Origin of the sequence: Holdemanella hominis, from assembly GCF_014306155.1 — a bacterium.
Lineage (GTDB): Bacteria > Bacillota_I > Bacilli_A > Erysipelotrichales > Erysipelotrichaceae > Holdemanella > Holdemanella hominis.
This window is the reverse complement of record NZ_JACRWH010000023.1, coordinates 15,189-28,996: the sequence shown is the minus strand read 5'-3', so window position 1 is coordinate 28,996 and position 13,808 is coordinate 15,189. Positions and strand designations below refer to the sequence as shown.

Annotated in this window: 17 protein-coding genes and 1 other annotated feature; of the genes, 15 read left to right on the top strand and 2 right to left on the bottom strand. The window is 35.4% G+C overall.

The window, feature by feature from the left end; genetic code table 11:
* Positions 1-136 precede the first annotated feature (136 nt).
* From H8911_RS06715 to H8911_RS06660, 12 genes are all read left to right on the top strand, one after another.
* Positions 137-475 (top strand): hypothetical protein, encoded by a 339-nt coding sequence (locus H8911_RS06715; protein ID WP_186999100.1) that lies wholly within the window; start codon positions 137-139, stop codon positions 473-475.
* A gap of 144 nt (positions 476-619) precedes the next feature.
* Positions 620-1,252 (top strand): GyrI-like domain-containing protein, encoded by a 633-nt coding sequence (locus tag H8911_RS06710; protein ID WP_186999099.1) that lies wholly within the window; start codon positions 620-622, stop codon positions 1,250-1,252.
* A 102-nt stretch (positions 1,253-1,354) separates the two neighbouring features.
* Positions 1,355-1,426 (top strand) — a sequence feature (ribosomal protein L21 leader region).
* A 31-nt stretch (positions 1,427-1,457) separates the two neighbouring features.
* A complete protein-coding gene (rplU, locus tag H8911_RS06705) occupies positions 1,458-1,760 on the top strand; it encodes a 50S ribosomal protein L21 (RefSeq protein ID WP_003864193.1) in 303 nt (100 codons plus the stop codon).
* Positions 1,761-1,762: 2 nt separating this feature from the next.
* Positions 1,763-2,077: a ribosomal-processing cysteine protease Prp gene (locus tag H8911_RS06700; RefSeq protein ID WP_117926605.1), complete on the top strand. Its 315-nt coding sequence runs from the start codon at positions 1,763-1,765 to the stop codon at positions 2,075-2,077.
* Positions 2,078-2,080: 3 nt separating this feature from the next.
* Entirely contained in the window at positions 2,081-2,365 is a 285-nt protein-coding gene (gene rpmA / locus H8911_RS06695) for a 50S ribosomal protein L27 (RefSeq protein WP_003864191.1), read from the top strand.
* 64 nt (positions 2,366-2,429) lie between these two features.
* Positions 2,430-3,710: a GTPase ObgE gene (gene obgE / locus H8911_RS06690; RefSeq protein ID WP_186999098.1), complete on the top strand. Its 1,281-nt coding sequence runs from the start codon at positions 2,430-2,432 to the stop codon at positions 3,708-3,710.
* A gap of 60 nt (positions 3,711-3,770) precedes the next feature.
* On the top strand, positions 3,771-4,520 hold the full coding sequence (locus H8911_RS06685; RefSeq protein WP_186999097.1) for an exodeoxyribonuclease III: 750 nt from the start codon (positions 3,771-3,773) through the stop codon (positions 4,518-4,520).
* A 1-nt stretch (position 4,521) separates the two neighbouring features.
* Positions 4,522-5,100 (top strand): Holliday junction branch migration protein RuvA, encoded by a 579-nt coding sequence (gene ruvA / locus H8911_RS06680; RefSeq protein WP_186999096.1) that lies wholly within the window; start codon positions 4,522-4,524, stop codon positions 5,098-5,100.
* A gap of 5 nt (positions 5,101-5,105) precedes the next feature.
* Complete coding sequence (ruvB, locus tag H8911_RS06675) at positions 5,106-6,116, top strand: Holliday junction branch migration DNA helicase RuvB (protein ID WP_117926609.1); 1,011 nt, start codon at positions 5,106-5,108, stop codon at positions 6,114-6,116.
* A gap of 39 nt (positions 6,117-6,155) precedes the next feature.
* Positions 6,156-7,709: a single-stranded-DNA-specific exonuclease RecJ gene (locus tag H8911_RS06670; RefSeq protein ID WP_186999095.1), complete on the top strand. Its 1,554-nt coding sequence runs from the start codon at positions 6,156-6,158 to the stop codon at positions 7,707-7,709.
* A gap of 31 nt (positions 7,710-7,740) precedes the next feature.
* Positions 7,741-8,262 carry an adenine phosphoribosyltransferase gene (locus H8911_RS06665; protein WP_158567644.1) on the top strand — a complete coding sequence of 174 codons (522 nt, stop codon included), beginning with the start codon at positions 7,741-7,743 and terminating at the stop codon, positions 8,260-8,262.
* A gap of 33 nt (positions 8,263-8,295) precedes the next feature.
* A complete protein-coding gene (locus H8911_RS06660; protein WP_186999094.1) occupies positions 8,296-10,500 on the top strand; it encodes a RelA/SpoT family protein in 2,205 nt (734 codons plus the stop codon).
* Between the two features lie 9 nt (positions 10,501-10,509).
* Here the strand turns inward: H8911_RS06660 and H8911_RS06655 are convergent, their stop codons facing one another.
* On the bottom strand, positions 10,510-10,920 hold the full coding sequence (locus H8911_RS06655) for a YdcF family protein (protein ID WP_222620982.1): 411 nt from the start codon (positions 10,918-10,920) through the stop codon (positions 10,510-10,512).
* Between the two features lie 121 nt (positions 10,921-11,041).
* Positions 11,042-12,052, bottom strand: coding sequence for a nucleotidyltransferase family protein (locus tag H8911_RS06650; RefSeq protein ID WP_186999093.1), 1,011 nt, complete (start codon positions 12,050-12,052; stop codon positions 11,042-11,044).
* Between the two features lie 87 nt (positions 12,053-12,139).
* On the opposite strand from H8911_RS06650, the gene H8911_RS12935 reads away from it, so the two are divergent.
* From H8911_RS12935 to H8911_RS06635, 3 genes are read left to right on the top strand one after another with little or no spacing between them, the layout of a single operon-like run.
* Positions 12,140-12,649: a YceD family protein gene (locus tag H8911_RS12935; protein ID WP_117926063.1), complete on the top strand. Its 510-nt coding sequence runs from the start codon at positions 12,140-12,142 to the stop codon at positions 12,647-12,649.
* An 11-nt stretch (positions 12,650-12,660) separates the two neighbouring features.
* Entirely contained in the window at positions 12,661-12,831 is a 171-nt protein-coding gene (gene rpmF / locus H8911_RS06640; RefSeq protein WP_003864180.1) for a 50S ribosomal protein L32, read from the top strand.
* A gap of 47 nt (positions 12,832-12,878) precedes the next feature.
* Entirely contained in the window at positions 12,879-13,712 is an 834-nt protein-coding gene (locus H8911_RS06635) for an undecaprenyl-diphosphate phosphatase (RefSeq protein ID WP_117926065.1), read from the top strand.
* Positions 13,713-13,808 lie beyond the last annotated feature (96 nt).

Sequence of the window (13,808 nt, the reverse complement as noted above, 5' to 3'; positions counted from 1 at the left end):
CATTGCATTTTACGAAAAATTAGGAATGAAAAAAGCAAATGATGTGATGGAATATAACCACATTGAATGGACACCTTTCACTGTAAAGTAATCAACGTAATGCAATAGATAAATCAGAATTTGTGGAGGAACAAACATGACAAAGAATACTGTGATTTTTATTTTTTTAAACATGATATACCTACTTATTTGGTATGCAACAAACAAAATAAGAAGCACTAAAGTTGGTAAAGAACTAGACAATGGGTTTGAATTTTACAATAGTTTAAACACTAGTGATAAAGAAAATTATTGGAAAGAAGATACTAAAATTTTAAATCTTTTCTTTGTATTTTTCATAATATCTACGAATATTTCCTTTATTCTTCTTTTTAATGAAAATAATCTTTGGATATTTTCATTAGTTGCAGGATTAATTATTTCATCAGTTGTTGCAATAATATTGAGTATTAATCTTAAGAAGAAATACAAATAAGCGAATAAATTATGGTTTATGATCGTATAGATTAAGACAAAGCGTATTTATAAATGAAAGGCTGAGAGATCAGTCTTTTTGTATAGTTTTCATATTTAATGGTATACTTTAAAAAATAGATAAAACCAAATTTAAGGAGTGATTATGGCTTTTGATTTTAAGAAAGAATATAAAGAATTTTATATGCCTAAAAATAAACCTGTGATTGTAAATGTTCCTGAAGCAAATTATATTGCGCTCAGAGGTGAGGGCAATCCAAATGAAGAAGGTGGATCATATCAGCAGGCAATTGGCGTATTGTATGCGATTGCTTATACTTTGAGAATGAGTTATAAGACGGATTATAAAATTGAAGGATTCTTTGAATATGTAGTTCCACCACTAGAAGGATTCTGGTGGCAGGATGATATAGATGGTGTGAATTATGCAGATAAAGATTCATTTCATTGGATTTCAGTCATTCGATTGCCTGATTTTGTGAATGAAAAAGATTTTGAATGGGCTGTTGAAACAGCAACTAAAAAGAAAAAAATAGATTGTTCATCGGCAGAGTTTTTGACGATTGATGAAGGTTTATGTGTTCAAATCATGCACTTAGGATCTTTTGATGATGAACCAGCTACAGTTGCACTTATGGATGAATATTTAAAACAAAATGGATATGCGAATGATATGAATAGTCAAAGACTACATCATGAAATATATTTGTCGGATGCAAGAAAGGTTACACCGGAAAAATGGAAAACAGTCATTCGACATCCTATAAGAAAGATTTAGATAAATTAGAATTTACCTATTGAGACATAGAGTTAAAAATAGAAATTTAACTTGACGTATTGCTTTATATCCTTTAAAATATCAATGTTGCAAACTCCGTGTATGGACTTGCAACCGCCCAGAAAAGGTTTTAAGTTGAAAATTCACACCTTGATGGCGAGTATCAAGCTAAATGTGAAAAAAAGAATGAATAGGAGGTGCACACATGTACGCAATTATCGAAACTGGTGGAAAACAGATCCGTGTTGAAAAGGATGCTGTTATCTTCGTTGAAAAATTAGAAGCTAACGAAGGAGACACAGTTACATTTGACAAAGTATTATACGCTGATGGAAAATTTGGTAAACCATTCGTAGAAGGTGCAAAGGTAACTGGTGTTGTTGAAAAACAAGGCAAAGGAAAGAAAATCACTATTGTGAAATATAAAGCCAAAAAATCTTCAACACGTCGTAAACAAGGACACCGTCAACCTTACACTCGTGTAAAAATTGAAGCTATCGAAGCTTAATTATGATTAAAATTAAAATTGCTAGAGATGAACATGGGATTTCATTGATCTCTATGCAGGGACATGCTGAGTATGATCAGTATGGAAAAGATATCGTCTGTTCTGCAGCCAGTACCATTATTATTGGTGGTATTAACGCAATCGCACAGCTTGGCTATTTAAGTTTCATTTCTTATAAAGTAGATGCAGGGGATGTTGAATTAGAAATAAACAATACGGAATGTACTGAACTACAAATCATATTGAATACGCTATTGGTTCAGTTTCAAAGTATTGAAGAGAGTTATCCTAAATACATACAAGTACAGGAGGTGTAAAAAATGTTATTAAAATTAGACTTACAGTTATTCGCTTCTAAAAAGGGAGTTGGTTCTACAAAGAACGGTCGTGATTCTCACTCAAAACGTTTAGGAGCTAAATTAGCTGATGGACAATCTTGTCACGCTGGAAGCATTATTTATCGTCAACGTGGAACAAAAATTCATCCAGGAACTAACGTAGGACGTGGTGCTGATGATACATTGTTCGCATTAGTTAACGGTGTTGTTAAATACGAACGTCTTGGTAAAGATAAAAAGAAAGTTTCTGTTTATCCACAAGCTTAACAAGTGTGAAATTTAAGATCCCGTTGCTGGGATCTTTTTTAATGAGAAAGAAAGGAGGGTATATATGTTTGTAGATCAGGTCAAAGTTCATATAAAAGCAGGTAAAGGTGGAGATGGTTTAGTAAGTTTTCGCCATGAGAAATATGTTGCCTATGGTGGACCTTTTGGAGGCGATGGAGGTAACGGTGGAGATGTCATTTTTGAAGCCGATCCAGGAATGACAACACTTTTAGATTTACGGTATCACCGTAAGGTGATCGCTACTCCGGGTGAAAAAGGTAAAAACAAAAAGATGCATGGAGCCAATGGAGAACATAAAGTAGTAAAAGTTCCATTAGGAACGATTGTAAAGAGAAGTGATAATAATCAAGTACTTGCTGACTTGACAAAACCACATCAACGACAAGTTGTAGCACATGGTGGTCGTGGAGGTCGTGGTAACTGGCATTTTAGATCAAGCCACAATACAGCACCAAAATATGCAGAACAAGGTGTATTGGGTGAAGAATTTGATTGTATTGTAGAACTAAGAGTACTTGCCGATGTTGGATTGGTAGGATTTCCTAGTGTAGGAAAATCCACATTCCTAGATGCCGTTAGTAAAGCGCGCCCAGAAATTGGAGATTATCCATTTACGACAATCACACCAAATGTTGGAGTTGTACAAACGGGTGATGGCAGAAGCTTTGTGCTAGCCGATTTACCAGGACTTATTGAAGGAGCAAGTGATGGTAAAGGTTTAGGTCACCAGTTCTTGCGTCACATTGAAAGATGTCGTGTTATTATTCACGTTATTGATATGGGTGCAGAAGATGGAAGAGATCCATTAAATGATTATGAAGTCATTAATAATGAGTTGAAGTCTTATCAGATTCGTTTATTGGAAAGACCACAAATTGTTGTTGCAAATAAAATGGATATGGAAAATTCCGAAGAAAATGTTCGTCGTTTTAAAGAAAAATATCCAGATATCCCAGTATATGAAACAACAACGATTATTCATGAAGGCTTAGAGCCGGTACTAAGAAAAGCAGCCGATCTTCTTGCGACAACACCAGTATTCCCAATTACGGAAGATACAGGTGAGACAGGTGTTATGTATACATTTGAAGAGAAGAAGAAAGACATCGTTATTGAAAAAGAAGAGGATGGCGTATGGAATGTTTCAGGTCCTAGACTTGAGCGTGTATTTGACATCAATAAGTTGAATACAGAAGAAGACTTCTATCTATTTGCCAATAAAATGCGTTATCTTGGAATTGATACAGCTTTAAGAGAAGCTGGATGTCAAGATGGAGATACAGTACGTTTATTAGGCTTTGAATTTGAATTTATTGAAAACTAAGGTTACACATTGTGTAGCCTTTTCTTTTGGTGTGGTATAATGCTTCTGAGGTGTTTTTTTATGAAATGTATTTCGTGGAACGTAAATGGGATTCGTGCCGTATTAAAGAAGGATTTTGTGGAAATTCTTTATGCTTTGGACGCAGATATTTTCTGTATTCAAGAAACGAAGGCACAACCCGATCAAATTGAAGTGGATTGTGAATTATATCCGTATCAATATATAAATAGCGCACAAAGAAAAGGCTATAGTGGAACAATGATTTTCTCTAAAGAAGAACCAGTGTCGGTTCGTTATGGAATGGATATGGAAGAACATGATACAGAAGGAAGAGTGATTACGCTTGAATATCCTGCATATTATGTTGTGACTGTTTATACACCAAATTCAGGAGATGGGCTAAAGCGTTTAGATTATCGTATGGAATGGGATAAAGCGTTTAGTACCTATTTAGAATCATTGGATAAACCAGTTATGGCTTGTGGTGATTTTAATGTGGCTAATGAAGAGATCGATATTAAAAATCCAAAGACAAATCATAAGAATGCAGGTTTTACAGATGAGGAAAGAGATAGCTTTAAGAAGTATTTATTGTCTCATTTTGTAGATACATACCGTACTTTGTATCCTGAAAAAGTAGAATATTCTTGGTGGAGTTATCGCTTTAAGGCTCGTGAAAAGAATGCGGGATGGAGAATTGATTATTGGTTGGTATCACCGGAATTAAAACATAAAATTGTGGATGCCAAGATATTGACGGATGTATATGGTTCCGATCATTGTCCTGTAGAATTAGATGTTGAGGTGTAATATGATTGCGTTTGTGAACGGCGTTGTAAGAATTATTCGAAGTGATCGTGTTGTGTTGGATGTGCAGGGGGTAGGCTACGAAGTTTATCTGGCAAATGCCTTAAGTCAAAAAATGGGAGATGAATTGTTTCTTTATACGTATCAACATGTACGTGAGGATGCAATCTTGTTGTTTGGCTTTTTAAAAGAAGAAGACTATGAAGTGTTTATGCGTTTGATCAATGTGAAAGGCATTGGTCCTAAAACAGCACAGACTATGTTGTCGGTATGTTCGGGAAAAGAAATGATTGAAGCCATTGAAAATGATGATATCAAAAAACTTAAGTCTTTACCTGGTATTGGTGCAAAAACGGCAGGACAAATTGTTCTAGATCTAAAAGGTAAGTTTGTATCTTTGGAAACCAGTGATGGTGCTACATCAAATCCAGTGTGGGGCCAAGTTCAGGATGCGCTTTTATCACTTGGATATAAGACAAATCAATTAACGAAAATTAAAAAGGAATTAGAAAATACAGAATTAGGAGAAGATGAAATGCTAAGACAAGCATTGATCTTACTCGCAAAAAGAAATGGAGTATAAGATAAATGCCTAGAGAAGTAGATGGAAATTTACAAGAGTGCGATAACTTTGAAAAGACGTTGCGTCCGCAAAGTTTAAATGAATATATTGGGCAATCAGAATTAAAAGAAAATCTAAATGTGTTCATTCATGCGGCAAGATCTAGAAATGAAGCTTTGGACCATGTTTTATTCTACGGCCCTCCTGGACTTGGAAAAACAACATTGGCATATATTCTTGCTAATGAAATGCATGGAAATCTTAAAACAGCCAGTGGTCCTTCGATTGAAAAAAGTGGAGATCTAGCTGCGATTCTTACGACGCTTGAACCAGGAGATGTCTTATTTATTGATGAGATCCATCGCTTACCAAAACAAGTAGAAGAAGTGTTGTATCCAGCTATGGAAGATTATTGTCTAGATATTGTGGTAGGTAAAGATTCGGCTACGGTACACAATATCCGTATTAATTTACCACCTTTTACACTTGTTGGTGCCACAACTCGTGCCGGAGATTTAAGTGCTCCTTTACGTGATCGTTTTGGAATCATTTCCCAATTGGAGTACTATAATTTATCGGACTTAGAAAAAATTGTTTATCGTACAAGTTGTGTTATGAATACGGAAATTGATAAAAATGCTGTCACAGAAATAGCCTTACGCTCACGTGGGACTCCACGTATCGCAAACCGTTTGTTTAGACGTGTGCGTGATTTTGCACAAGTCTATAATGAGGGTGTGGTTTCAAGTGAAATTGCCAAAACAGCTCTAGACCGACTTCGTGTGGATCATTTAGGTTTGGATGCGGTTGATCACAAATACTTAAAGGGTATTATTGAAAGATTTAAAGGAGGTCCCGTCGGACTTGAAGCAATCGCATCAAGTATTGGAGAAGAGCCGATGACACTCGAAGATGTATATGAGCCCTATTTATTACAGATTGGTTTTATCAATCGTACACCAAGAGGAAGAATTGTAACGCCTAAAGCGTATGAGCATCTTCAAATTCCTTATCAGAAAGAATTGTTCACAGATTAATAGTCTGTGAACATTTTAATATATGGTATAATAATTAACATGGAACAAATGACAGAATTAACAAAAAAAGTATTAGAATTTTTAGAGCCCGATACATCAAAATGGGAATATTGGACAACGAGTCAGCCTTTAAATTCAATTTCTGAATCTGCATGTATGGAAAGGTTTAAAAAGCGTATAGCACAAGCTGTTTCGAATTGTGAAAAAGTAATCGTTGCCGGTGACTATGATTGTGACGGTATCAGCGCAACAACCATTATGGTTTCAGGATTAAGACAACTAGGTCTTGAGTGTGGTTTCTATATTCCAGACCGGATCAAAGAGGGGTATGGATTAAGTGAGGCGACAGTTACACTCGCACACAAAAAAGGTTACTCTTTGATAATTACAGTGGATAATGGAATTAAAAGTACCCAAGCTTTAGCGTTGGCTAAAGAATTGGGTATGGATGTAATTGTAACTGACCATCATACAATGGATGAAGAGGTGAATTGCGATATTGTAGTGCATCCAACATTGATGGAATCTTGTTTTGAAACATTATGTGGAGCTGGTGTTGCCTATGAATGTATGCGTGTATTAGGAGTTGACAATGACTATCTTTTACAGCTAGCAGGCCTTGCGAGTATTTCAGATATGATGATTGTGAAAGGGCAGACGCGTGCTTTAATTCAAAATGCTTTACGTTTGATGAATCAAACGCATGAAAAACATATATTTTCATTAGCTACCGATCGTGAGGTAAATGAAACGAGTATTGGTTTTCAGGTGGTCCCAAAATTAAATGCGATTGGAAGATTAAGTAATCTTGCGAATGTGAACAATGTAGTTCGTTATTTTTTAGCGCAGGATGATGAGAGTATTTTTACGTTGGGTCAGCAGATTACACAGATCAATACGATTCGTAAACAATTATCGGATCAGATGCAAAAAACAGCTTTGATGAAGTGCAAAGGCAATGAAGATATCTTTATGATTGAAGATGCAAGCTTTCATGAGGGAATCATTGGTTTAGTTGCTGGATCGATTTGTGCTAGCTTTAATAAGCCTTGTATTGTCTTGGCAAAAAATGAGCAGGGGTATAAGGCAAGTATGCGAAGTCCAGAGGGCTTTAACTGTATGGATTTTTTAGGTGAATATCCACATTTTGTGACGTTTGGCGGACATGGAAATGCAGCTGGTTTTTCTTTGAATCTAAATGAATATGATTTGTTTGAAAAATTTATTCATACACGTATCAAGGAATATACGTATAGTGTAAAGAAGAAAAATACATTAGTCATAGATGATGAAGAATTAAGCTTAAAAACCATACAATCTTTAGATATACTTAGACCGTTTGGCCCAGGTTTTGTGTTTCCTAGTTTTGAAATCGTTCAGCCAAAAATTAAAAGTTTATATGATTTTCAAAATCATAAACATCGCAAGTATACTTTAGATTCTGGCTTGCAGTGTATGCGGTTTAACCAGAGTGAAGCGGAGTATAAAAAAAGTGTAAATGCGATTTATTCATTTATTGGAACTGTTCAAATCAATCAATATCAGGGTCGTAAACAGGTAAATTTTGTGATTGATGAGATTGTATATGCGTAGTAAAATGGAATCAATTAGAAAGAGGTTTAGTATGGATTTAAAAGATTATATTGAGAGTATTCCAGGATTTCCTAAGGAAGGAATCGTTTTTAGAGATGTAACACCTATTCTACAAAACGCGAATGCGATGCGTTATTGTGTAGATCAATTCAATGACTTTGTGAAAAGTATTGGTGCCGATGTTGTGATTGGCCCAGAAGCTCGTGGTTTCTTATTTGGTGTGCCAGTAGCTTTAGAGAATAATGTTGGTTTTGTGCCAGTTAGAAAGCCAGGAAAACTTCCTAGAGAAACAGTGAATGAAACGTACGATCTAGAATATGGTCAAGATGAGCTTTGTATCCATGCGGATGCCATTTTACCTGGACAAAAAGTTGTGATTATCGATGATTTATTGGCTACAGGAGGTACTGTAGAAGCAATTATTAAAATGGTTGAGCGTATGCAGGCAAGTGTTGTCGGTGTAGCTTTTGTGATCGAATTGGATGATTTAAAAGGAAGAGAAAAATTTAAAGATATTCCAGTGTGTGCTTTAACACATTTTGAGGGAGAATAAAGAATTTAATTTAGGAAAGGGGGCGCAGTGATTATGAGTCAGAAAAAGCAAGTTACTTTTGAAGAGTGCATGGAGAATGTACAGACATATATAAAACGCCCAGAAAATATTGAGTTGATACAAAAGGCATATGATTTTGCCTATGAACACCATAAAGGGCAGTTTCGTAAAAGTGGAGAGCCTTATGTCATTCACGTAATTCAGGTGGCGAATACATTAGCGTTAATGCATTGTGGCCCTAAAACGATTGCGGCTGGTCTTTTACATGATACGGTAGAAGATTGTGAAGGCATAACCACAGATACGATTATAGAATTGTTTGGTGAAGAAATCGCAACTTTGGTGGATGCAGTTACAAAAATTGGTGCCATCAAGTTTAAAGATGAAGAAGAATATCTGGCTAGCAATCATCGTAAGTTGTTTATTGCGATGGCCAAAGATATTCGTGTCATCTTGATTAAATTAGCGGACCGTCTACATAACATGCGTACGTTGCAGTATATGCGTCCGGAAAAACAAAAGAAGATTGCGCGTGAAACTTTGAGCGTATATGCACCGATTGCACACCGTTTAGGTATCAGTGAAATAAAAAACGAGTTGGAAGATTTGTCTTTTAAATACTTGGATTATAAGAAGTATGAGGAAATCAAAGGGTTGGTAAAACAACGTGAAAGTGATCGTAATGGTCAAGTTCAAGAAATGATTTCGGATATTGAATCGATTTTACAAGAGTATAATATTCAATATCGTATTTTTGGCCGTTCTAAACATTTCTATAGCATCTATAAAAAGATGGTTACAAAAAACAAGCGTTTTGAAGAAATTTTAGATTTATTAGCAATTCGTATTATTACAGATTCAGTGGTGCATTGTTATGAAATATTAGGTTATATTCATGCCAAATATAGACCGATTCCTGGTCGTTTTAAAGATTATATTGCGATGCCAAAAGCCAACATGTATCAGTCTTTGCATACGACGATTGTAGAGCCGGAACATGGTAATATTTTTGAAATCCAGATTCGTACTGAAGAAATGGATGCGATTGCCGAACGAGGTGTTGCAGCGCACTGGAAGTATAAAGAAAATCGTAATTATGCGCCTGAGTATGAACAAAAAGAGATTGAGGATAAACTTTCTTGGTTTAGAGATTTCTCTATGATGACCGATGAAGAGAGTGAAGATCCACTTGAATATATGAATGTACTTCAAAAAGATATTTTTGAAGCAAATGTATATTGTTTAACCCCTAGAGGTAAAGTTATTGCGTTACCTACAGGTTCTTGTCCAATCGATTTTGCGTACAGAATCCATACGGAGGTTGGTAATAAAACGGTTGGTGCTAAAGTCAATGGAGCTATTGTACCTTTGAACACGCCATTAAAAACGGGAGATGTTGTTGATATTTTAACTAACAACAACTCTGTAGGTCCAAGTGCAGACTGGATTAAAATTGTTAAGAGTGGGCATGCACGAAATAAGATTCGTACTTTCTTACAAAAACAAGAGCAGCAGTCACGCAAGGACAGCATTAAGCTAGGTCAATCGATGCTTGAAGATGAGTTTAGACGTTTGAAGCTGGATTCAAAATTAATGGAAACAAAACGTTTAGAGTCGATTTTAACATCTTTGTCATTTAAGAGTGTGGATGATCTATATGTAGGTATTGCGATGAAGCGTGTATCATTGCAGTCCATTGTGGATCGTTTGGTGAAGAATCGTTCGAATATGCTGGAAGATCAGGAAATTATGAAGATCTACAATAAGCAGCCATCTCACCAAGTGAAACATTCAAATTGTGGTGTTGTTGTTCCAGGTGTTGATACAATTGCGGTTTCTTTGGCAAATTGTTGTCGACCTATTCCGGGTGATCCAATTATTGGATATATTTCTAAAGGCCAAGGTGTGAAGGTCCATAGGGCGGATTGTCCAAATATCTTGAATGAAAAGAAACGTCTGATTCCTGTTCAATGGGAAGAGGGCTTAGATGAAAAACAATATGAAGTCAATTTGGTGGTTCATAGTGATGATCGTAACTACTTATTGAGTGATATTGTGACAACTTTGCAGCAGTGCAATGTCTATTTAAAACATGTAGATTCGGCTGTGGATGAAGGAAATTTAGAGGCAACCACAAAACTAACGGTTGCAGTAAAGAATGCAGCGCATCTACAAAATTTAATTGCGAACTTAAAAAAAGTACGAAGCGTCAATGAAGTCGTTCGTACAATTCAATAGGAAGGTATTTTAGTACCTTCCTAATTTTTTTAGTATTTCAATTTTGATATAAAGAATACGCGAAACAATTTCTCTTATGATGTGTTTTGGTTTTAAATCTTTAAACCAGGCACAGCCATAATCTGAAAAGAATTGCTTGGCAATTGCACAAGCTCTTTTGGCGTGCGTTTGGGATGCCAGAATGAGCACATCTTGCTCTTGAATATATTTTTTAGATAACTTGAAGTTTTCAAAGGTATTTCTTGCGTGTGTTTCAAGAATGGTCGGGATTTCCACTCTTTTCCTTATGTAAGTATTCATAACTTCAGCTTCTACATACTCATTCTTTACATTTGACCCAGAGATAATTAACGTACCATATAGCCCCTTTTTATACATGTCAATCGCAAGATTGCATCTTTTGATTTGACTTGAAGACATGCTTCCATCATCATGAGCAGGACATCCAAGTAATAATGCGTACGTATAGTGTTTCTTCCGCTTTGGGATAAAAGGAAAAAAATAGATGTATATACATACAAGAAGGATTAAAATGCATATACTAACGATCATAATAAATCACCTTTCTTGCCTTAAACGAATCAAAAGATAAATATTGACACTTGAGTTCAATGTCTTGTAGGAATTTAGGCAATTCTTTAAATTTTGTGATGACACGTTTACCTTTTAAATATTCTTGTCCTATAGAATCAAAGCCTGCTACAATAACTTGATTGAAATGGTTGTTTTCTTGCATCTGTGCTTTTGTGATTTGAAGTAAAATGAACATACAAGTTCTTTGAATGCGTGCTTTTGTGTATGTTTTAGAAATGGATGCCAATAGAAAATCTTCCCAATTCAAATATTTCTTGGCATTTTCTTTTAAGCGATATTCAATGCCTTCATTAACTAGAAAGTATGTGGATAAAGTACGTGTGTCAGTTAAAAGTAAGAATTTTCTTAGATATGGATAATACGTATCCCATGTTTGGCTTGAATTAAAATAGGCATCATTGAATTGAGAAATGCCTTCAAGGTATTCTTTGCGTGTTTGCGTAGCACTTTTAAAAGAATCATTACGAGCAATTGTGCAAGGGGTAATACCGTATTTCTCGCATTGTTTGATATATTGAATGCCTAAGATATCATTAGGACGAATATTTTTGGTGTATAGATTTTGATTCATGCTTAAAGATGGAACCACTTGAGTAGATTCCATTTGTTTCGAATATTCTTTTAGAGTGCTGATGTTGTTTGTTTCAGAACCGAAACAGATTTGATCAATATGTAATTGACTTAAAGACTCAACAGCGTATTTGGCAAAGTAATCCGCACTTTGTGCTGCATAACAAGGAGGAAGCTCAATGACTAGATTGCATCCGGCTTCGAGGGCTAGTTTAGTTTTATCTTGCATAGTTAATAGGCTAAAAAGGCCTCGCTGTGTAAAATGATTGGAAACAATCGCAATTAAACAATCACATTGTGTTAATTCTTTCGCTTTTTTGATATGATAGATATGTCCTTGATGAAAAGGATTATATTCTGTAATAATTCCACATGTTTTCATATTCATTATGATATCAAAATCTTTTTCTTGTGGAAATATTGACTTTATCAATTACTTTTATTATAATATCAAGTGCGACATGAGGTGAAGATCGTGAAATTTAATAGAAAAGACTTCTTAAATGCAAAAAACCATATTATTGAAATTGATGAGTGGATTGCGGTTGAAGAAAACGATCTGCTTCATCATACTTCTGTCAAGTCTATTCCAGATGTACATGTTACGGGTACATTAGAGTTTGACGGAATGAATTTCGTATCGAGTGATTTGAGAATGGATGGAACGATGATTGTTCTAGATTCCATCACAAACGAAGATATTGATTTTCCATTTGAGGCGGAGTCGCAACAAACGTATTCTTTTGTTCCTGTACAGGATGCAGAAGATCAGGAAATTATCGTGGTGAAAAAAGAGACAATCGATATTAACCCAGAGATTTTCCAGGCGATATTATATGAGGCTCCAATGAGTATCACTCGTTTACCTCGAGATCAATATCCAAAGGGAGATGGTTGGCAGCTTTTATCGGATCAAGATAAAGAAGAGCCAAAAATTGATCCACGATGGGAAAAACTAAATGATTTCAAACTGGATGATGACTAGGAGGTGCAAGCATGGCAGTTCAACAGAGAAGAAATTCAAAGACACGTAAAGCAAAACGTAGAACACATTACAAATTGGTGAAACCAGCGTTGACTCGTTGTCCAAATTGTGGTGAATATAAACTTGCTCACAAGATGTGCTCTTGTGGCGAATACAACGGCAAACAAATCGTTGAAAAGTAAAAATGTAGCCAGGATTTCCTGGCTTTTTCTGTAGTATGGAGGATAGTATGATCGAGATTTTAAAATCGATATTGTATGGTATTGTTGAGGGGATTACCGAATGGCTTCCAATTAGTTCAACAGGACATATGATTTTATTAGAAGAAATCATGCCTATGAATGTATCAAAATCATTCTGGGGTATGTTTCTTGTCGTAATCCAGTTAGGGGCCATTCTTGCGGTTGTTGTTTTATACTGGAATAAAATTTTCCCATTTAGAAAAAATAAAGAAGGAAAATATACTTCTGTGAAATCTATCTGGATCTTATGGTCTAAGATTTTAGTAGCTACAATTCCTGCGGCAATTATTGGTTTGGCATTGGATGATTGGATCGATGCACACTTATATAATGGCTTTGTCGTAGCGATTATGTTGATTTTAGTGGGTGTTGCGTTTATTTATATTGAAAACCGTAATAAAGATATGTGTCCTAGTGTAAATAGTTTATCTGCTTTATCTTATAAAGATGCATTGATTATTGGCTTGTTTCAAGTTGTGGCAGCTGTACTTCCAGGAACTTCAAGATCAGGGGCTACAATTGTTGGTGGATTGATGATTGGTGTTGGTCGTGCAGTAGCTGCAGAATTTACTTTTTTCTTAGCGATTCCAGTTATGTTTGGAGCGAGTCTATTGAAGTTGGTGAAATTTGGGTTTGCGTTTAGTGTTCTAGAATTCTTTATTCTAGTGATTGGTATGGTTGTGGCATTTTTTGTATCTATTTTTGTGATTCGCTTCTTAATGTCATACATAAAAAAACACGATTTCAAAGTATTTGGATGGTATCGAATTGTATTAGGTGCATTTGTTTTGATCTTCTTTGCGATTCGTGCTTTATTATAAGATGTTTGTCTAGGCAAACATCTTTTATTTTGGATGTTGAGTTGATAGACTTTATACCTGTTTTCGTGTATAATATTTTTGGTTTTACCTAGAACA